16 protein-coding genes and 1 pseudogene are annotated in these 20,298 nt (G+C 64.2%); 3 read left to right on the top strand and 14 right to left on the bottom strand.

Going from position 1 to position 20,298, the window contains the following annotated elements:
* Window positions 1–182: 182 nt before the first annotated feature.
* The 8 genes from OOT46_RS21905 to OOT46_RS21870 all read right to left on the bottom strand — a co-directional run bounded on the left by OOT46_RS21905 (window position 183) and on the right by OOT46_RS21870 (window position 13,940).
* Complete coding sequence (locus tag OOT46_RS21905) at window positions 183–1,556, bottom strand: McrC family protein (RefSeq protein WP_265405751.1); 1,374 nt, start codon at window positions 1,554–1,556, stop codon at window positions 183–185.
* Window positions 1,557–1,570: 14 nt separating this feature from the next.
* A complete protein-coding gene (locus OOT46_RS21900) occupies window positions 1,571–3,952 on the bottom strand; it encodes an McrB family protein (RefSeq protein WP_265405750.1) in 2,382 nt (793 codons plus the stop codon).
* A 5-nt stretch (window positions 3,953–3,957) separates the two neighbouring features.
* A complete protein-coding gene (locus tag OOT46_RS21895) occupies window positions 3,958–4,644 on the bottom strand; it encodes a M48 family metallopeptidase (protein WP_265405749.1) in 687 nt (228 codons plus the stop codon).
* A gap of 2 nt (window positions 4,645–4,646) precedes the next feature.
* Entirely contained in the window at window positions 4,647–7,964 is a 3,318-nt protein-coding gene (locus OOT46_RS21890) for a type I restriction endonuclease subunit R (protein WP_265405748.1), read from the bottom strand.
* 90 nt (window positions 7,965–8,054) lie between these two features.
* Window positions 8,055–9,710, bottom strand: coding sequence for a DNA glycosylase AlkZ-like family protein (locus OOT46_RS21885; RefSeq protein WP_265405747.1), 1,656 nt, complete (start codon window positions 9,708–9,710; stop codon window positions 8,055–8,057).
* Window positions 9,707–11,005: a restriction endonuclease subunit S gene (locus OOT46_RS21880; protein ID WP_265405746.1), complete on the bottom strand. Its 1,299-nt coding sequence runs from the start codon at window positions 11,003–11,005 to the stop codon at window positions 9,707–9,709. Before OOT46_RS21880 ends, OOT46_RS21885 begins: the two co-directional genes overlap by 4 nt.
* Entirely contained in the window at window positions 10,998–13,520 is a 2,523-nt protein-coding gene (locus OOT46_RS21875) for a type I restriction-modification system subunit M (protein WP_265405745.1), read from the bottom strand. The genes OOT46_RS21880 and OOT46_RS21875 overlap by 8 nt, the downstream gene beginning before the upstream one ends.
* Before the next feature lie 24 nt (window positions 13,521–13,544).
* Window positions 13,545–13,940 (bottom strand): helix-turn-helix domain-containing protein, encoded by a 396-nt coding sequence (locus tag OOT46_RS21870; RefSeq protein WP_265405744.1) that lies wholly within the window; start codon window positions 13,938–13,940, stop codon window positions 13,545–13,547.
* A gap of 669 nt (window positions 13,941–14,609) precedes the next feature.
* Here OOT46_RS21870 and OOT46_RS31005 point away from each other — a divergent pair.
* The gene (locus OOT46_RS31005) at window positions 14,610–14,912 is read left to right on the top strand and encodes a helix-turn-helix domain-containing protein (protein WP_416136239.1); all 303 of its coding nucleotides are present in this window, start codon (window positions 14,610–14,612) and stop codon (window positions 14,910–14,912) included.
* Window positions 14,913–14,968: 56 nt separating this feature from the next.
* On the opposite strand, the gene OOT46_RS21865 is transcribed toward OOT46_RS31005, so the two are convergent.
* Window positions 14,969–15,343 carry a hypothetical protein gene (locus OOT46_RS21865; protein WP_265405743.1) on the bottom strand — a complete coding sequence of 125 codons (375 nt, stop codon included), beginning with the start codon at window positions 15,341–15,343 and terminating at the stop codon, window positions 14,969–14,971.
* Between the two features lie 82 nt (window positions 15,344–15,425).
* Here OOT46_RS21865 and OOT46_RS21860 point away from each other — a divergent pair, with 82 nt between their 5' ends.
* Window positions 15,426–15,677 carry a helix-turn-helix domain-containing protein gene (locus tag OOT46_RS21860; RefSeq protein WP_265405742.1) on the top strand — a complete coding sequence of 84 codons (252 nt, stop codon included), beginning with the start codon at window positions 15,426–15,428 and terminating at the stop codon, window positions 15,675–15,677.
* 249 nt (window positions 15,678–15,926) lie between these two features.
* Here OOT46_RS21860 and OOT46_RS21855 read toward each other — a convergent pair whose 3' ends face one another.
* Window positions 15,927–16,502, bottom strand: a complete 576-nt coding sequence (locus tag OOT46_RS21855) for a PIN domain-containing protein (protein WP_265405741.1) — start codon at window positions 16,500–16,502, stop codon at window positions 15,927–15,929.
* On the bottom strand, window positions 16,499–16,966 hold the full coding sequence (locus tag OOT46_RS21850) for a helix-turn-helix domain-containing protein (protein WP_265405740.1): 468 nt from the start codon (window positions 16,964–16,966) through the stop codon (window positions 16,499–16,501). The genes OOT46_RS21855 and OOT46_RS21850 overlap by 4 nt, the downstream gene beginning before the upstream one ends.
* A gap of 439 nt (window positions 16,967–17,405) precedes the next feature.
* Here OOT46_RS21850 and OOT46_RS21845 point away from each other — a divergent pair.
* Window positions 17,406–17,601 (top strand): annotated as a pseudogene (locus OOT46_RS21845) (IS5/IS1182 family transposase); the annotation flags it as partial.
* Window positions 17,602–17,710: 109 nt separating this feature from the next.
* Here the strand turns inward: OOT46_RS21845 and OOT46_RS21840 are convergent.
* From OOT46_RS21840 to OOT46_RS21830, 3 genes are all read right to left on the bottom strand, one after another.
* Window positions 17,711–17,938: a hypothetical protein gene (locus OOT46_RS21840; protein WP_265405739.1), complete on the bottom strand. Its 228-nt coding sequence runs from the start codon at window positions 17,936–17,938 to the stop codon at window positions 17,711–17,713.
* A 103-nt stretch (window positions 17,939–18,041) separates the two neighbouring features.
* Window positions 18,042–19,052 (bottom strand): IS110 family transposase, encoded by a 1,011-nt coding sequence (locus tag OOT46_RS21835; protein ID WP_265405738.1) that lies wholly within the window; start codon window positions 19,050–19,052, stop codon window positions 18,042–18,044.
* A gap of 377 nt (window positions 19,053–19,429) precedes the next feature.
* Window positions 19,430–20,122, bottom strand: a complete 693-nt coding sequence (locus tag OOT46_RS21830; protein WP_265405737.1) for an anti-sigma factor domain-containing protein — start codon at window positions 20,120–20,122, stop codon at window positions 19,430–19,432.
* Window positions 20,123–20,298 lie beyond the last annotated feature (176 nt).

Genomic DNA, 20,298 nt, shown 5'->3' with positions numbered 1-20,298 from the left:
TCGCTCGACCCGCGTCGTTCAATGCTTTTGTGCCGACTCAATAGCAACTCTAAAGTCTGGGACGCATGGGGTGTTCACATCATTGGGAGCCGACAGACGAATGCCCGCCGTCGGCGTCAGCGTGATCAGCGATCGGGACCTCGCGGTACCGCTACCGTCCAGCGAGAAGGTGCATGCTGATTTCATGTTGCACTGCGGGGCGGCCTCAGTGCGCTGCCGGCGTCGACCCTGCCGCTCGCCTCCGTGCTGCTCGTCAGCACATCAAAGTACGGTGCGGCGTGCGGCACCAAGAGCTGCCGTGACTTCAGGCAAAACGGCAACACCCAGAGGCGCAGGCCTTCGATTTTGGGAAACTCGAACACTGGAAGCGGTTGGGTGAACGAGTCGGTCTTCGGATAGATCAAGATCACATCGCCGCGCCCGTCCAGGTAGCTCTGACCATAAGCCTGCAACTGGTAGAAGTCGCTCTGCAATAGGCCGTACTTGTCGCTGCCATTCGCTTTCAAGTCGTCCAGCAGCTTCCACTTGGTATCCAGCACCAGGGCGTCACGCCCAGCATTGCGAACCAGCAAGTCCGGTTTCAGCCGGAACCAGTTCTGCTCGCGATGGCGAACCAGGTGATGGCTGCGGGCCTGGGTTTTCAGGATGAGCGGCCGCGCCAGCTGTCTTGCCAGGTGCTTGGCGACGAATGCTTCGAACACCGCCTCCATCGGAAACAGCAATGACGGGGCCCGGTGCCCACCCGTACCCGTCAAGGGCGACTCCTCGTCGAGGATGAGGCGGGCCCATGCCAACGCATCGGCGTAGTACCCCATGCCGCGGTCCAGCCGCACCCGCTGGAAGTCGGTCCGGGGCTGCGCGGAGACGGGCACGTCCGCAAACACGAACTGCAGCTCGCGGGCCAGTTGCTGGTTGGCCTGCGACGCCGCCCCCGTCAACACGCGACGCAACGCGGCGTGCAGCAAGCGATTCTCCGGCCGGTCTGTCGAAAACTCGTCGTGCTCGGTGAAGAAGCGGTCCGCACGATAAAGGTTCTGCCGCAAGTGCGGCGCCATCAGCAACTTGCCTCTCAAGGCGAAGAGGTTGTCCTGCCGGCTTGAATAGTCGCTGCGCAGTCCGCGCTTGACGATGTGTTCGACCGTCCGCAGAAACTCCGCGATAAAGACTTCCAGCAAAGGCATGCGCGCCGCCGAGATCTTGGCGCTGCCGGTCTGAACGTGGCGGAAGCCTTGGAGGCAGCAAAGCATCTCGATCAGCAGTTGGCGTGCCTCTCTGGCACCACCGCCGATGGCCTTGCCGAGCTTGGGCAACACCTCGATCTGGAATCCATCCGGTGCACGGATCACGCCGACGAAGCTGGTGACCTGCACGACGCGGCGACCGCGGCGCTGAGCGAGGCGCAGCCAAGCAGCCTCACCTTCCTCGGTGGCCCGTAAACACTGATCCTCAAGCCACCCGTACACCCTGGCCGGGATGCCGTGCAGACCGTCGGCAGCGCCAATACCCGAGTCGGTCGCCATCAGGGCGTCGAACTCGTAGATCGTGATGCCGTTCACCGGTGCTCCGGCACTCAGGCCGACAAGGTCTGGTAGATGCCGATGTAGGCATCCGGATTGGAGAACGCGGCGTCCTGCACCGCGTAGCGGCGCTTGGTGGTGTAGCTGTCCAGGCCGTGGTCGCTCCCGAACAGGCGCGCCAGATCGTCCTCGTGATCGGCGCTCTCCCGAACAAACTGCGCAGGCGCTGGCTTCTGGTTGTCGGCGAGGACGAGGCGAATCTTCTGCCAGTCCTCGAGGAAGTACTCTTCGAGCAGCGGCAGGACGCGGGTGCTGAATACCTGCTGCAAGGAGACCAGCCGCTCGTCGCCATCGGGCACCTTGGCCAGCGGCGTGAAATACGCGTGGCCGATGCAATGGTCGCGGTCGTACAGCGCCTCGACGCGCTGGTTGATGGCGCCGAGCATCCGTGGGATGTCGATGACCTGCTCGCCCGCGGTCACTCGAAGCCCGGCCAAGGGCGCGCCCGGTTCATCGCGGGCATCCGGCATCACCGGCACGAACTCGAAGCGTCGGCGCAGCGCGGTGTCCAGCAGCGCCAGCGACCGGTCCGCCGTGTTCATCGTGCCAATGATGTCGACGTTGGACGGTACCGAAAAGCTATCGATGGAGTAAGGCAGCGTCACCGACACGGCGTTCTCCGCACCCTCGCGCTTGTCGGGTTCGATCAAGGTGATCAGCTCGCCGAAGATCTTGCTGATGTTGCCCCGGTTGATCTCGTCGATCACCATCGCGAATCGTTGATCCGGTGCCGATCTGGCTCGGCGGCAGAGGTCCTTGAAGACGCCGGAGCGAATCTTGTACTGGATCTCACCGGCCTCGGCATCGCCATCGAGCACCGGCCGCAGCCCCTCGACAAATTCCTCGTAGCCATACGACTGGTGGAAGGTGACGAAGCTGTAGCGCCGGATCTCCCCTGACGCCGGAGCGCCGCCCTGATAGGCCAAGACCGTTTCGATCAAGTCCGCGCAGACTTCCTTCCAGTCACCAGCAAAGTGCCAAACCGAATCGGCGGACTTGTCGAATACGGTCGGCGCCAGTCGCAGCTTGATGTTGACGGTCTTGGAATCCTCGACGGTGTGCTGCTGCAGGGTGGCCCAAAGGGTTTCGGGGATGTCTTTGTCGCGCCCCTTGGCTGCTGCGACCGCCTGGATGAACGGATGCGCATGGAGCTGAGCCACCTTGGCCCTGCCCCCAAGGTCATACAGCGCCGCCGCGGCTGCTTTCCACCAAGTCAGGTTCGCGATCCGGACGGTGATCAGCTGTCTTCGCCATTCCTCGTTCGAGACCGACGTCATGGCCTGCTCGTACTCACGCTTGAGCAGCTTCGACAGTTCGTAGGTCTTACCTGTGCCGGGTGGGCCGTAGTAGATGCGGTTGACGGGCAGCCTCGTTTCCTCGGTCTCGGAGGACTCGTCATCGTCCGAGTCTTCGCTTGGGTCGAGCGGGTCGTCCCGCAGCTGATCGGGCCACAGACCGGGCCGCTCGGTTTCGAGCACCAGCCAGTCGTCCAGAGAGCTCCGATGGGTCGAAAGGGCCGACTCGATCTTCGCCACCAGGTCCTCGCTCAGAAGCTCGCGGGTGAGCTTGGCGACAGGCCCCAGCGGTCGGTTCCAGGTGAGGTTGCGGGAGCGGATTCCGCGGATGACGCCCAGAACCCCAACCGCGCGTTCACTGCCGGGGTTCTTGCGTCCGAAGCCCAGCTGGATGTTTTTCGGGCGATGCCACCAGTCCAGGCCGGCAGCGTGTACGGCTCGGGCCAACCGACAGAACAGGGCTTTGTCTTCTGGCGACCAGGACGCACGAAACGTCTGGAACGCAGGCTTGCCGTCGAAGTGCTTGAGCAGGTCCTCGTCGCTGAGTGTCCTGCCCAGGTTGAGCTTCGCGACCACGTCGTCGTAGCGCAGCTTGAACGTCCGAATCGCCTCGACGCTCCACGCCGCCAATTGGTCCAGCGTTTTCTCAAGGCCCTCGGCAGCCGGGAGCTTGGCAACAAAGGGGGCCGTGTTGTCGTAGGCACCGCGCAGCGTCAGATACGCACGCCGCGTAGCGTTCGAGTCGTCGAGCCCCGCAGTGTCGATCTTCACCACGAAGCCGTCATCGGCACCCATGCCGACCGTGTAGGCGAGCTCCTTCGGCGCTTCCGACGATGGGTAGATCTTGGCCCAGTTGTAGCTGGCGAAGTGGTTGCCCTGGTTCGTCGGACGCTTGCGGACCTCAACATGGCCCAGGGGAAACATCGCCTGTTTCACCTTCACGGCCCACGCCTCGGTCACCTCGTAGGCCTTCTTGAGGTCCTCGTAGGCGCGGTTCTGCTCCGGGTTCGACTCGTCGCGCTTCTGCCCCTTCCATCGGTTCAGTAGCTTGAAGTGGTCACTGGTGAAGTAGTCCGCCATCGTTCTCAGATCCCCTCGACATCGATTCCGTGCTCAGCCAGCCAGGCCTTGCGCTGCGCGTAGTCCGGCATGGCGCGCTCCACGCGCAGCCAGAAGGCCGGCGTGTGGTGCGGCTCGTGCAGATGGGCGCTCTCATGAACCACCACGTACTCGGCAATGCGCGCCGGGAGCAGGATAGCCTTCCAGTGGAAGTACAGCCAGTCACCCTTACCGCACGAACCCCAGCGGTAGCCCAGGTCCTGCACCTTCACGCCGGCGGGCGCGACCTCCATCCGGCTCTGGTACTCGGCCACGCGGCTCGCCAGCCAAGCCTTCGCGCGCTCGCCGTACCAGCGGATGAAGTGCTCGCGCGCGGCGGGCAAGGTGTCCCGGCGCAGGCAGAAGCGGCCAGCCGCCAGCTTCAGCGGAACGTCCTGTTCATCCACCAGCTTGAGCCGGTGGCTGCGCCCGAGGTAGAGGAAGCCCTCGCCACCGACGAACTCCTTGCGCGGCACCTGATGCTGCAAACGGTCTTTCTCGGCCAGCTTGGTGTAGATCCAGAAGCGCTTCTCCTGTACGAAAGAGCGCAGGCGGGCCTCGTCCACCTCGGGCGGGGCCGACAGCACCAGCTCCCCGTCGCGCTCGACGGTGAGCTGCATCGTCTTGCGGCGAGCACTATGCCGCACGGTGAACTGCAGATCGTCCACCACCATCCTCACACCTGCACCAACTTGTCGTGATTGGCGCGCGCCTGCTCCATCAGCTTGTCGGCCAAGACACCCGCCTTGTCGGTGTCCACCAGCGGCGGGCGCAACCGCATCAGATGCTCGAACAACTGTGCGTTCAGGCTGTCCTGATCGGCCCGTTTGCTCGGGCTCCAGATGTTGCGATTGCCCTGCACTTCCTGAACCAGCAGGTCCACCAACTCGACGGTCACGTCTTTCAGCCGCAGCAGATCGGCTGGCGTCGGCGTCTGCCCGGCACACACCACGTCCAGCACTGTGCGCAGGAAGGGCGCGCAGTGCTCCGGCAGATCATCGGCGGCGTCGGCCGCGCCAGCCTTGCCGCTCTTCAGTTCGTCGATCATCTTCTGCAGCTGTGCGATCACCTCGTTCCACTGCTCGCCCACCGCCGTCAGGATGTCGTTCAGACGCTCCGAAAGCTTGCGGTACAGCACCGGGTCTTCGTCGGTATGCCGGCGGATGTGCGAACGGATCGCGTGCTCCATTTCGGAGGCCTTGGCGCGGTCATTGGCGGCGCGAGCGAGGTGGGTGTCGAACTGAGCGTCGGTCAGCTGGATCGGCGGGATCTTTGGGTCCACCCCCAACGAGATCACGTGGTCGTCGATCAGCTTGTGCACCTTGGCGCCGACGTCCTTGCCAAGGACCGGTGTGTCCTTGTAGCGGTTGCGCGCCCGGGCATAGATGTAGGCCAGCCGTTTGGCGTCAGCCGAGTACGGCAGCCCCTCAGGGCGCGGCAGTACCGTGTCCAGCGACGCGAGGAAGGCCTTGAGCTTGACCGCGAACTCGGCCCTCAGCTTCTCGCTGCCTAGCGTCTCGATACAGGCTTCGGCGTCGTCCAGCGACTCGATGCCCCGCTGGCGGAACAGGTCCACCACCCGCAGGTGCCGGTCGCGCAGCACCGGCACCTGGTCCTTCAAACTGGTCAGCGCGCCTGCCACGTCCTGGTCGGCGTAGGCGGCCAGGGCCTCCTTCAGGTGCTGCGCCACACCGTAGTAGTCCACCACGATGCCGCAGCGCTTGCCGAAGCCGGTGCGGTTAACGCGCGCGATGGCCTGCAGCAGCTCGGCCTCGCGGATCGGCCGGTCGAGGTACATCACGCCCTCGATGGGCGCGTCGAAGCCGGTCAGCAACATCGACTTCACCACCAGGAAGGCCAGTGGATCGGTCTTGGCGGGATCGGGGTGAAAGAGGGGCTTCTTGAAGCGCTTGATCAGTTGCTGGTGCGCTGCGCCGTCCGTCCAGGTCTTCCAGGCCGGATCGTCGTTGTTTCTGCCCGAGATGATGGGCGCGAACTCGATGCGTGCGAGCGTGTCGCGGTAGCGCCAGGCCTGCACAAGGGCTTGCACCTCGGTCGGGCGTTGGCACAGGGCCGCGTCGTCCAATGCCTTGTCCTGCGGCTGAAGCGCTTCGGCCTCCGCTAGCAACTCGTCGCGAGCCCGCTTCAAGGCCTCGAAGTAGCGGATCGCAGCCAGGCGGCTGTAGGCCACCACCTGCGCCTTGTAGCCGTTGGGCAGGATGTGTGTCACGTAGTGGCGCAGCATGTCGCGTGCCTTGTCGGCGATCAGCGCCGGGGCATCGAAGATGTGACCCTTGGTGGCGTACTTCTGTTTGATCGCCTCCAAATCTTCGGGCGTTTGCTGGCGGAACAGGTCCTCGAACAGCTCGTCCAGGCTCCCGCCGTCCTTGATCGCGCCAGTGGCCGTGCGGCCCTCGTAGAGCACCGGCACCGTGGCACCGTCGGCCTCGGATTCCTGGATCGTGTAGCGGTCGATGAACTCGCCGAAGATCTCGTGGGTGCGCTTCCTCTCACCCATGATGATCGGCGTGCCGGTGAAGCCGATCTTCGCCGCATTCGGAACGCCCGCCATCAGGTAGGCGTGCGAGTCCCTGGTGTGGCTGCGGTGGGCTTCATCCACCAGCACGAGGATGCTGTCGTCCTCGTTCAGCACCTCAAAGGCTTCACTGGCCTTGTAGCCGGCCTTTGGCTCCTCCACCTTCGGCAGATCGTCCGCGGTGAGCGGCGCGTCGCCCGCCGTGTCCGGGTCGCGGTACTTCTGGATGGTGGCGAAGACCAGCCCCGGCCCCTTGCGACGGGCCAGCGCCTTCACGCCGGCCGTGCTGTCCGCCACCTCCACCACCTCGCCCGTGAGCGTGGCCGTGACGGAGAGCTGGCTCTGCAGGTCCTTGCGGTCGGTAACGACGATGACTTTGAAGCGCCGCAGCTGCGCGTCCGCACGCATCTTTCGCACCAGGAACACCATCGTCAGGCTCTTGCCCGAGCCCTGGGTGTGCCAGATGATGCCGCCGCGCTGGTCGTGCTCGCCCTGCTGCAGCCGGGTTTGGCCGGTCTTGAGCCGGACAATGGCCCGGTTCACGGCCCGGTACTGCTGGTAGCGGCAGACCGACTTGATGGTCTGCCCACCCACCTGCATGAACAGCAGGAAGTTCTTCACCACGTCCAGCAGATGAGCGGGCGCCAGCAGGCCGGCGATCAGGCGCTCCTGCTCGTTGAGCCGGGTCTTGCGCAGCGCGTGGGCCACCTCGGCCTCGGACCCGCTGCCGTCCGGGCCGACCACGGTCTTCCACTGCGCGAAGTGCTCGAAGCCGGTGCCGATGCAGCCCACCCGCGCCTCATCCACGCAACTGGCGATGAGCAGCTGGTTGGTGGAGAACAGCGCCTCGTTGCCTTCGTTGTCGTCGATCTCGAAGGCCGCTTTGCGCTGGTTGCTGTAGCGGCGCAGCTGGTCGACGGCCTCCGCCAAGGGCTCAGGGATGGACGGGCTCTTGCATTCCACCACCACCAGCGGGATGCCGTTCACCAGCAGCACCAGGTCGGGCACGATGAACGCCTTGGCGCTGTTGAAGCCCGGCGGGCAATCGACGCGGAACTGGTTCACGACGGTGAAGCGGTTGTTGCCCGGCGTGTCCCAGTCGATGTAGCGCAGGGTCTGACCCCGGCCGCCGTCCCAGCCCGGCAGGCCTTCGACGGTCAGGCCCTTGATCAGCAGCTCGGTGGCCTTCTGGTTGGCCTCCATCAGCTTGTGGGTGCCCAAGCGGGTGACGGCGGCCACCGCCTCCGACAGGCGATCATCGTCCAGCCAGGGCTGGCCGTCGGGGCCGGGGTTCAGGGCGCGCAGGCGCTCGCGCAGCACGCCGTTCTGGATCACCTCGGCGAAGCTGCCGCGACGGGTGGCGGCCGGCTGGTCCAGGCTGCCTTCGACGTGCGTCCAGCCCAGCCCCTGCAATTGCGCGACGAACGGCTTTTCGACGTCTTCGAGTTCCCTGCCCATCAGCGACGCTCCTTCCCGATTGGATGGCTCCATCCAAAGCCATCCATAACCATCCAAAACCGCCCGTTTCCGTCCAAACCGGCGGCCCGATCAGGGGCTGGCCGTGTAGTAGGCCGCGCGGCGCTCGCCATGTTGTACCAACTCGCCGCGCTCCTTCAGCTTGCGAATCAGCTCCTTGGCCTGCCCCTCGCTGAGCCGGCACAGCGCCATCACCTCCGCGCGCCGGATCTGCCCATGCTGTCGCACGTAGCTCAACACCATCTGCTCGTTCTGCAGCGGGGTGAACCCGGCCTGCCGAACGTAGCCGGCCTTGTCGCCCGCCTGCCGGTACACCGCGGCTGAGAGCGTGTAGCTGCGCCCGCGCGTGTTGCCGTGCGCCTCCACCAACCCGACCTCGGTCAAGGCCTCCAGCGTGCGCTTCGCGCTCGCGGCGTCCCGCTGGATGCGCTGGGCCAGTTCGTCAGCCGTCATGCGTTTCAACTCCCGCACCGCCGCCAGCGCGATCAGGCTGTCAATCGGTAACTCGGCGCTGCGGCGACGTTCTTCTTCGACCACCAGGCGGCGAAAGTCCAGATCGGCCGGCTCGGTGGGCAGGCGCACCACCACGCCGTGCGCATCCGTGCGCGAATAGTCCGGCGCCGGCCGGCCGAACTTCAGCATGCCGCGGTAGATGGTGTCCACGCCGCGGCCCGAGCGCTCGACCACGCCGATGCGCTTCATGGCATCGGCCAGCGTGCGGTTGCGCGGGCGCGGCTCGGTCACCAGCAGGTTGGCCAGCGTCACGCCCTCCACCAGCCCGCCCGGGTTGCTGATCACCAGGGCGTCGTCCTCCAGCCGCACGTGCACCGCGCCCAGGCGGTGGTAATCGCGGTGGATCAGCGCATTGGCCACCGCCTCGCGAAAGGCCGCCATGTCCACCATCGGCACCGGCACGCGGAACAGGCCCACCTGCAACTCCTCTTCCGGGTTGTAGGGGCGGAAGTTGGTCTCCAGCCAGTCCAGCGCCTTCAGCAGCGGAAAGCGGCGGAACTCGTTGAAGCGCACGGCCTGTTGCGCCAGCACCTGAAAGGCGAACTCGTGCGTGGGCACGCGTTCGCGCAAGGCGCTCTCGCGGCCCACGAGCAGCAGGCCCGTCAAAGTGGGCAGGCGGCTGCCATCGGGCTCGCGCACCGTGAGCCCCAACGCGCCGTCCAGCGCCTCGTCGTCCAGCTCCAGCAGCACGCGGTCGCCGCCATACTGCTGCACCGCCTGGCGCAGGCGTTCGCGCTCCAGCGGGTCCAGGTCGGCCAGCGTGGCGCCGGCCACCGGCTGCGAGGACACATCCGTCAGCCCCAGGCTGGCGGCGCGGCTCTCGCGCTCGTGCGGCAGCATCGGCGTGCATTCGGGCTTGCCGTCGTGTTTGAGCCGCCGCCGCACATAGACACCGCTAGCCGTCGCCACGACCGCGCGCGCCTTGGGCACCGCGATGCGGGCGACAGGCAGCCCGTTCACTTCCACCGTGTCGACCGTCACGTTGAGCGAGGGCGAGGTGCGCGCCGCAATCAGGCCGGGCAAGCCGATCAGCATCTGGTGATCGGGGTGTAGCCCAGTGGGAGTGCCGTCGTCCTCCACCCCCAGCCACAGCTCGCCGCCCTCGGTGTTGGCGAGGCACACCACCGCCTCGACCAGTTCGTGGTCAGGCAGGCGCCTCCGGTCGCTCTTGAACTCGACCGTCAGGGATTCGGCGGGCGGCAGGAGGTGGTTCATGCGGCGGTGGCTTCCAGCAGCGGCGTGACGCGGACGCGTCCGGTGAGGAGGTCGTCCATGATGCCGAGTTTGAAGTCGCGGAGCTTGTCGACTTCTGCAAGATGGTCGGACAAGTTTCGTTCCATGGACATCAATGAGGTGACCGCTTGGTCCTGCTCAGCGCGGCTTGGGAGCGCCACCATATAGCTCTTGAAGAAAGACAAGCCAATCGTCTTGACTGTGCTCCCAAGTGCAATCGCCTCGAACCTAGGTTTCTCACGTTGCAGATAGAAGTACAAGAACAGATTGTTCAGTTGGTCTCCGCATCGCCATGCCATGAAGTGCTGGCTTACAGCCATGTCACGTGCAAGCACCGCGCTTTTTCCTACCCCAGCGTCTCGCGAAAGAACCACAGTTCCCGCGGTATGCAAGACAGCCGAAGAGTTGGCGATACCAAGAACGCTGATCTCCTTGTCCGTCTCGTCAATGTAGATGTTGTCCAGACGATGGGAGTCGGCCAAAGAAACCCACTTGATGCCTCCATTCCAATACGACGGAATGCTCTTGCTCGGCGTGTGACCGCTGCCCCGAACTGCGACACGGTCTAGCAAGACAACATCCCACTCCTTCGGAATCCACCCTAGCGGCGACGGCTTGTAGAGATGCGGCGCCTCAGCCTGGGGCGGACGCAGTTCGCCGTTGGCATCGATGCCGCGCGTCAGCAGATCGTGCAGTAGGCCCTGCTTAACAGCCTTGAGCTTGGCGATGATCGCCTCGGTTTCGTGGATGGCGGTGTCAAGGGTGTCGAGGACGTGCGCGATCGTGCTTTGCTCTGCGATCGAGAGCGGCACCGTGATCGGCGACGCAAGGTACTCCTCAAACTTCAGATTGATGATGCCAGTGGTCTGCTGCTGGAGCGCAAGAATCGGCGCTTGCTTGTAGAACCACGCCAACTTCCTAAGCAGAAACCGAGAGTCGACTCGATCGCGAGCAGGTCGAAGGGTCTTGAAGAAGTTCGAGCAGACAGCGGGACCAGCGCTGTCGTCGCCAGCAAAGTACGCCACGCGACCCACGGGCTTGTCTGGCCCACCGCCAGAGCCTTCCAGCAGTATGTCGCCATCCTGTAGCCGCTTTGCGGTCAGCTTGCCAATCGGCAATCGCCTCTCAGCACCATTGCCAACAATTCGCCCCTCGTCGTCGATGTCGGTAGCCCGGAACACCAGCGCGTTGCCGGGTTTCGGTTCGGTACCCCATTCGCCCGCAAATGACGTGGCAAGACATTGAGCAATCGTGGCTTCTTTCCAGGGCTCAGACATACCGCAACCCCTTCAAAAATCCCTGCAGCGCTTGCGCCGCCGCATCGCGCTTGTCCTTGATCTCGGTCAGCGTCACGCGGTATTTGGCCCACCAGTTGTCGAACGCGACGACGATGGCTTTGCGTTGAGCGGCGATGTAGCGCTCGACGATCGCACGCATGTCGTTGTGCAGGATGGTCAGCAGCAGATTGGCCGCCTGCTCGGGTGAGAGGCCATCGACGGCGGCGTTGATATGCTGCTTGAAGCTGTCGTTCTTGGCCTTGAGCTGCTTCTTGACGGCGGCGAGTTCCTTCTTCCAGGTCTTGAGTTGGGCTTCCTCGACCGGGTTCTCCTCGTCGCCATCCCCATCCGCGGCCTCGTCACCAGTCGCCGCATCGGCACCGTCCTCACCTTCGGCGTCTTTGGGGCTGGCCGCCTTGATCTGGCTGTCCAACTCGGCCTTCTTCGCCTCCAGTTCGTTGATCGCCTCGACGAAGTCGCTCATCAGGAACTTGACAAGCTTGTGCTCCAGCGGGCTTTCCTTGCTGGCCTTGTCTTCCAGCGCGGTGACGATGCTGGTGCGCCAGGCGTCGGCCACCCCCTTGGCGCCGCGCGCCATCAGGGTGAGGAACTCGTACTTGGTCTGGTACCAAAAGCCGGCCACGATGCCGCGCACCTGGAAGGGATCGAGCAGGCCGATGGCTTCGAGCGATTCGCTGAAGCTGGCCAGCAGGTCGTTGCGCAGGGCGACGAGGCTGGCCGCGTTGTCCATTTGCCCGGCCAGCGCCGTGATGCGGGCGCTGTGGGCTTGCCACCACTGCTCGAAGGCTGCGCGGATGGCCGCCTCCTTGGCAACGAGCCCGGCGTTGCCTTCGATGGCGGGCTTGAGGTCCTGACGCTTCGTGAGCTCAGGGCGGAAGTCGAAGTACTTGCCAGTAGGGTCGTTCGGGCGCTCTACGAGCAGGTCCAGCGGGTTCAGACCGTGCGCAGCGAACAGCGAGGCCTTCGCGTCGACTTCCGCTTTGGGCACGCCGCCCACCAAATGGGCGCGCACGTCGTGCGGTTCGGGTGGCGGGGCGTTGTCGGCGTAGCGGCGGATGTTCAGGTTGTAGTCGTTGGCCTTCAGCGTGGCGTTGTCGACGATGGCCGAAAACCCGGGCACGGCCTGGAACTCGTCGAAGGTGGTGACGATCTTCTCGATGTGCTCGGGCAGCAGGTGGTTCTGCGCCCGGCCTTCGAAGAACTCGCGGTCAGCGTTGATGAACAGCACCTTGCCTTGGCGCTCGGGCGGCTTGCCGCTGACGCGGCGGGCACCGCTTTGCACCTGCTGGCGCAACACCAGAATGCAGGCGGGAATGCCGGTGCCGTAGAACAGGTTGGGCGCGACGCCGACCACGGCTTCGAGCAGGTCGGCATCGATGACGCCAGCGCGAATGGTCTTCTCTTCGCCGCCGCGGAAGAGCACGCCGTGCGGCATGACGGTGGCGATCATGCCGCGGTCGCGGGTGACCGCCAGCATGTGCTGCAGGAACATCAAGTCGGCCTTCTTGGCGCCCAGCGGCACCTGGCCGAAGCGGAAGCGCTCGGGGAACTTCGGTGCCCAGGCGGGCGTGTCGTCGGCGTTCTTCTCGGTGTTGCCCCAGTTGATCGAGAACGGCGGGTTGGTGAGCACGCGGTCGAAGCGCATCAGCTCCCCACCTTCAACGTGCTGCGGCTCGGCCAGCGTGTCCTCGTTCTGCAGGTTGGCGGTGCTGATGCCGTGCAGCAGCATGTTCATCTTGGCAATGGACCACACCGTGCCGTTGAACTCCTGCCCGAAGAGGTTGGCCTTGCGGCCGTCTTCGCCGTGCTCGTCGATGTACTCCTTGGCCGCGATCAGCATGCCGCCGGAGCCGCAGCAGGGGTCATAGATGTCGTGCTTCAGTTCGGGCTTGATCAGCCGCACCATCATCCGCACCACCGAGCGCGGGGTGTAGAACTCGCCTCCCTTTTTGCCGGCCGAGTCGGCGAACTCGCCGATCAGGTACTCGTAGGCGGCACCCAGCAGGTCGGGGAATTCGAAGTCTTCGTTGCGCAGGCGGTGGATGCCGAAGTGCGTGATCAGCTGGCGCAGCTTGATGTCGGGGATCTTGCTCTGGCCGACCTTGCGCGTGAAGTCGATATGCTCCAGCACATCGTAGAGGCTGGTGTTAGCCGTCTCGATGCCGGTGAGCGCCTTGTTGAGGTAATCGCCGACGTTCTGGTGGGCGTCGTTGAGCAGATACATGTACCGAGAGTGCGGTGGCACCCAGAATGAGCCCTCCTTCCTGTACCACCGCGGGTTCTCGGCTGACTTTGACGCGTCGACCAGGCTCTTGCCGGTCTCCAACTCAAGCTTGATGACTTCTTCTCGTCGCTGCTCGAACACGTCCGAGCAGCGCTTGAGGAACAGCATCCCGAAGATGTATTCCTTGTACTCAGATGCGTCCATCTTGCCGCGCAGGATGTCGGCGGCTTTGAACAGGTGGCGTTCGAGTTGGGGAAGGGTCAGAGGCATTGGCGACGGGTGTGTACAGAGTGTTTATCTGGAGCTAGGCTGCGCTTGTCTGCTAGGTCGAACCTGGCTGAGAGCATCGTAGATGCGCCAGGCCAGGCTCAAACGATCGTCGGTGGACAACCGCTCCTTGTTCGTCTTCACCTGCCGCTCAACTTCGAGAAAAGCTTGCCGGAACCGGTCACGGTCGACGCCGGAGGGAGCGGTTCGAAACCCCGTGAGGACGTATCGAACGTCGACGCCGGCAACCTCAAGCGCAGCGAGCGTTTCAGCTGCGGGCGATGACTGCCCCGACTCGTACTTCACGAAGCTCACACGCGGCGCGCCAATCGCATCCGCGAGCGCCTGTTGCGTGAGACCCAGCCGCGCCCGCTCTTCAAGCAGGCGCTGGCCGATCTGTTGTCGGACCTCGGGGTTTCGCATAGCGTGCGACGTTAACTGTTCTTATCAAGCATTGGTGTGTAGTTTAAAGCGGTTCACCCCGCCGCGGGCGGAGCTAACGGGAGAGATTTCCTGAGAGGCGTGAGCGCAGCGTCACCGGCTGTCGTCCCGAGTTTGCGCGAGTGGCACGGTCGGACCACAGGAAAGCATCGCACCAACAAAAACGCCACCGAGGCCGGCAAGCCTGGTGGCGCTCGTCTTCGTCGCGGGAGTTGACCCGCGACTCAGGAGTAGACGCCTGGAATGTATGCGTGCCCTCCGGGCGCGTCACCTCCCCTTCCCGAGATTTGGGAACGTGGCGTGCGAGCACTGAATGCGCTCGTTCGTACGAGAAAGGGACCCGAGGCCGAACCCCTCCATCGAGGGGACGTCCACAAGCGGGCTTCGCTCACTTGCGTTCGCCCCTATGTCGAACGTTGAGCGTCTGCTTTGGAGCCGCAACAGCTGTACTGCCGTCGGCCGTATCGTCGCGTATGGCGGTGCCCGAATCTTGAGGCTTCTCTAACCGGTACGAAGTAGCTCGCAGTACTGCACTGCATGTAGTGCATTCCTCGCGCCGTGACACACTTCTCCCCGGGTCTGTCCTCGACAGCCTCGCCAATCTGGTTGTGGCTCGTTCCCCGTCCCTGCATCGCGCGAAGGTGATAGGCAATGCCCGCTCGCTCAAAAGAGTTGCCATCGCTCCAGACCTGGAAACCCACGGCCCTCGCTAAGGCGTTCGGTGCCGTTGTTCGCAATGAACGCCAGCGGCAAGGTATGACCCGGCTTGACCTTGCCGTCCGTTCTGGAATGAAGCCAAGATACCTCGGTCGGTTGGAGCGAGGCGAGTGCGTGCCCGGCCTGCCCACTATCACCGCTCTCGCGGCGGCCCTTGAACGGCCCTTGGACACGCTCATCGGGATGGTCGAGGATCAGGTGGCCGCCGGGCGTTGCGCGCCGGAGGACGTCAAGTAGTCGCAACAAGGGTCACGGCACGTGTTTCGTCTTCGAGACGCCTTTCAACGCAACGGTCAGTTCAACCCCAACTGGCGCCGCACCTGCTCCCTCAACCTGCAGTTTTCGAGCAAGAGGCGCGCGATGGCCATTTCCTGCTTGGCGATACGCTCCTTCGCTGTCGCCAGCTCCGACTCAAGGCGAGACTTTCCTGTGGGCCGTTCCAGCATCGTCGCCGTCTTGATCGCGAACGCAAGTTGTACCCGCTTGTGCCGCTGCAAGGCGACTCGGCTGTATCGCTTGCCGGTCTGCCTTTCGACAGCCTTCGCAACGGAGGGCCAGGAGAGTTGGCCCCCCGCCCAGTTGTCGATCACTTGTATCACTGCGTCGACATCGACGTCGGGCAGGGCTCGGCCGGCGGCCGAGGAGGGGCGCTGTTCGGTCGTGCTCATCGCTGGACGTGCTCCACATGGATGTGGAAGATGGTAGCGCCAGTCCCAACAGAATGGCCAGCACTTTTTTGCTGGCAAGGTCATGAACGTCACCGAGGCATTTGGCGCCGTCGTTCGCGCTGAGCGTCAGCAGCAAGGCCTCACGCTCAGTGACCTGGCGCTGCGATCCGGGATGAATTGGAGACACCTCAGTCGCGTGGAGCGAGGGGAGTCGGTGCCCAGTCTGGTCACCATCTTTGCGCTTGCGAACGCCCTGGAGATCCCTCCGCGCACGCTCATCGGGATGGTGGAGGATCACGTGACCACCGGGCGTCGCGCATCGAAGGCGAAGTAGCTCCCCTTGGGCTTGCCCCGCAGTCCACCGGGCGTCCTTGACCAGCTAGTCTGGTCGTCTTCAACCGTCTTGGGTGTCAACGCCATTCAGGACGGGTCACCGAGCCGCGTCCGCTCTTCAAGCAGCCGCTGACCGATCTGTTGGCGGAACTCAGGGTTTCGTATAGCGTGCGACGTTAACTCTTCTTATCAACACAAAGGCGACGTTCGTTCTCACTGAGCCTTGTCCTGGTAGTGGCCTTGCATCGGTTCAAAGCACACCTCGAAACGCTGAGAGCCCCTTCACGGTCTGGGCAAGACCCTGCTTGAGCAGGACGTCGAGATAGCGGTCGACATCCATCGGCGGGTTCTTGAGCTGCTGCCGCTGTCGTTGGGCAGCAGCGACGACGGCAGCTTGATCGAGATCGAAGAGGTTCTCGACGAACACGTCGGGGTGCTGGGCCTCGAGCCCGAACGACTCCAGCACGTCGGCCGGAAAGTCCTTCTCGTTGAAGGTCACGATCACGCTGGCGTGGCAGCGAATCGCGGCTGCGAGAACATGCCGATCATCGGGGTCGGGAAGGGTGAGGCTGGCGACCAGGGGCTCGTACCCTGTGACTGGCGCGTCGGCGATTGCCCGGTCCATCAAGTTAGAGGTCCGATCGAGTTGCTCGGCCGTGAGGTCCGGGCGGTTCTTCAGCAGGTTGCGCTTCCACTCGTCGTGGATCTGCGTGCTCCAGCGCGCACGAAATCGCCCAGACAAGCCGAGCCACATTAGGAAGTCCCTCAGTGGCGCAGGATAGAGCACGCAGGCGTCGTAGACCGCGGTAAACGACGAGTTCCTCATTCGTAGCCCAGTCGGAACTCCTGGGCTTGCTTCGCCAGTTCTTCCATCGCGTCAGCGCTGGCATGGTCACGCTCGGCCTTGAAGGCCATCAGATCGGCAAAGCGGATGCGCCGATGCTTTCCGGCCTTGTGAAACGGCAGCGCTCCGCTCTCCAGCAGCTTCACAAGGTGCGGGCGCGACACGTTCAGCATGTCGGCGGCCTCCTGGGTCGTCAGCTCAGCGTGGATCGGCACGACCTTCACGGCATTGCCATCAGCCAGCTCCGACAGGATGTCGACCAGCAGGCGCAGGGCAGACGTTGGCAGTTCGACCTGATGAGCCTGGTTCTTCTCATCGAAGATCTGGATGCGCTGGGTCTCGAATTGGGTGCTGAGGTAGGCGGCCAGCGCGCGCTGGCTCTCCATGGCCGCCGCGACCTCGCGTTCGACGGGCAGCGAGGTTTCGAGGGTCGGAGCCTGGGTCATGACGTGTTCCGGGGCAGGTTCGATGGTCACGCATTCTAATCGAAACAAACGAAAAGCGCACAAACGAAACGGGGGCGGCTGTGAGGCGGGACTGAGAAAGATTTGCTCATGAAGTCGATGTCCTCAAGCTCCAAGGATGGCATGCGCGCTGCGTGTGCTCACGTCCGGTGGTGGGCCGTTCTCTACGTCCGCTTCATCAGCCAGCTCTCGGCGTCGAGGCGCTGTGTCGCCCGGTAGATCACTGATTGCGACGGCAGGAACTGAGGGCAGGCGCGTCCCGCCTGGATCCCGGGACGTGGGTGCGCCCGCCGCCACAGGATCGTCAAGGAGACGCTCATCAATCCGCCGCAGCCGGCATGACACATGCATGCGTGAGCGCCTCGAAGTGCAGTCCTGAACGACCACGAGCCAACGTAGCTTTGCCAGCGCCGACTATGCGATGAAGAAAAAGCGCACGCGGTGCGAGAAGTTTCTCGCCGAGATGGAGCGCATCGTGCCATGGGGCGCGGCTGATGGCGGGGATCGAGCCGCTGTATACGAAGAGTGGTCGTGTGGGCCGGCAACGGATCGGTGTGCCCAAGATGCTGCGCACGTACTGTCTGCCGCAGTGGTACGCAGGCCTCGAACGAGGCCTCAGACCGCGTTCGAGGGGGCCTCTTGCGCCGCCGACAAAGGCGTTTGCTCCGTTGCCGTGACGCTCGCTCGACTCAGCTCGGGGCAAGGGGCCCGTTGTTCAGCGCGTCCTTAGCTGTTCGTGGTGCTCGGTCGCTTTCCCGCCAGTTTGAAGCCAAAGACCGCGCCGATGATCAGGCACACCAGCATGAACCCGAGCGAGATCATGTAGATGTTGCCGATGTCCGAGTCCGACTTGATGTACCTCGGGCCGTACCACTGGGCGAACAGCTCGACCAGGAAGTAGGACAACACCGCAAACAGGGCACCGCCAGCGACGGTGTAGAGCAACCGTTTCATGCCAACTGCCAAAACCGGATGGCCTTGGCTTTCCTGTAGTCGCTCCAGGGGTCAGCATCGGGGTCAGGTCAGCATCGGCATCGGGCATCGGCGGGCATCGGGGTCAGATACCGTCTTGAAAGTCAAGCTTGGGCATTGCCAAACTGACATCGAAAGCCTTGCCCGAGCGAACGACACCGAAGATCAGCAGCGCGAGCTTGTGCATACAAGCGCCGATGACGGCTTTAGGTGCCATCCCCTGAGAACGCAGACGGTCGCCGAAAGCCTTGACCGCCCGGTTGTGCTGCATCGCGACGACTGCCGGCATGTACAGCGCGGTGCGCATCGCCGCATGACCGCTGCGACTCAGCATCGTTCGCCCGTTGATCGATGTGCCCGACTGCCGCTGCCTTGGTGTCACCCCCAGGAACGCGGCCAGCGCTTTGGCATTGCCGAAGCGGCGCACATCGCCGAGGTAGGCGAGGACCTTGGCAGCCGTCACAGGTCCCAATCCCGGGATGCTTTGCATCAGCGCCGCGTCCTCGCGCAGATCGGGATTCCCATCGATGTGATCGTCGATCTGCCGCTGCAGATCGGCCATGCAGCGCTTGAGCCACTGAATGTGCTCGCCGATCGACTGTCGCAACATGGCATCGTTATCGAGTGCCTCGAGTCGATTCGATTCCTGCTGCACCATGTCTTTGAGGACTTGCAGGCGATCAACCAGGGCCCGCAAATGACGCACGTGTGCAGGCGCCGCGACCCAGCGCTCAGGCGCATGCTTGGAGCAGAAGCGCGCGAGCAACTGCGCGTCCGCGCGGTCGTTCTTGTTGCGCAGGAGCTCACTTTGCGCGAAGCCTTTGACGCGCAGTGGATTGACGACACTGACGAGCCAGCCTGCATCGCTCAGCGACGTGGCACAGGCTTCGCTATAGGGGCCGGTGGCCTCCATGCAGACATGACACGTGCCAGGCGTCGCCGCCCGTTCTTGCAGCCACTTCATCAATTGAGCAAAGCCACTGGCGTCGTTTGGAACGCTGCGCGACCTGAACTTGCCGCGCGCATCCAGCAGCGCTACATCCAACTTGCGCTTGGACACGTCGATGCCCAGCCAGAACTGAATCGAGTTCTCCATTGCCGACCATCCTCGTATGCGAGCTCTGGTCGCACTGCCGTCGACGCCGGCTCAAGTTACCGTTCGGTCTCGTGAACGAAGAACGGCCAAGGCTGTCCTATCTGACCCACGGGCTCCCGAGTTGTTCAACTCATGGCCCAAAGCCTAATCGGCATCACCCTGGCCGGCCGACTCCATCTTGCCATCGATGCATTCCGGGTCGGCTTGGTCAAGATACGAGGCCTTAAATTTGAAGTCCCGCATCCCATCGATCCCGGCGGGTGTCCTCGCAAGGCGTAGCAGTTAAGATTTAATTTAAGGCCTGACCCCGTCTCTCTGAGTGACCCCGTCTCTCTGAGAAACCCGCCCCTGGCGGGTTTGCTTTTTCGCGCGACCCCTCAGAGCTGCAGCCTTCCGCTGTAGAGGACGGGCCCGGTCGGCGCGCCGCTCGGGGAGCCCCCTGCGGGTTCCAGCGTCACCGCGAGCGTGTCGGCGCCGCGAGGCGGCGGGGGATGCCGCAGCACGGTGGCACGGTCCGGCGAGATCAGGCCCAGCGAGCGCGGTGCACCGCCCGGCGGCAGCACCCACAGCTGCAAATCGCGGCCGGAGGGCGGGGTCACGTGCACCAATGGCCGCACTTCCATGCTGCGGCGGTCGGCATTGATGCCCGCGACAAAAGACTGCGCGCCCTCCGGCGCCGTCAGCACGACCACGAGCGGGGGGCGCGACGGCGGCGGTCGGGTCAGCAGCAAGGTCAGGCAGGCTGTCACCGCACTGGCGAACAGCGCCCAGCCGCGCCACAGCACCAGTGAGTTCCAACGCCGCTGCGCTGGCGCTCGCGCCGGTGAGGTGACCGCGTGCCGACGCGCGAGCGCGGCCTCGATACGTTGCCACACCTCGGGCGAAGGCTCGACCGGTGGCACCGCTTGCATCAGCGGTGCGAGCTGCGCCTCCCAGCCTCGCACCGCCTGCCGCAACACCGGATGGGCCGGCAACAGCACCTCGAAACGGTGGCGGGCCGGACCGTGGAGCGTGCCGAGCACGTATTCGGCCGCTAGTCGGTCGGCCAGGTCCGCGCGGGTGTAATTCATATCGAAGACTCCCTACCCACCTGCTCCAGGCAGGCCTTGAGCGCCTGCACGCTGCACCGGACCCAGCCCGTCCTCGCCGCGGGCGCGGCTGAATTGTATGCGCAGCACCGCACTCCGCGGATGCGCGGCGGTCAGGCGGGCCCCCTCGGCCAGGGCCCGCTCGCTCCGCCAGCCCG

This window comes from Aquabacterium sp. A7-Y, from assembly GCF_026153205.1.
Taxonomy (GTDB): Bacteria; Pseudomonadota; Gammaproteobacteria; order Burkholderiales; family Burkholderiaceae_C; genus Caldimonas.
This window is presented reverse-complemented; position numbering and strand designations above follow the sequence as displayed.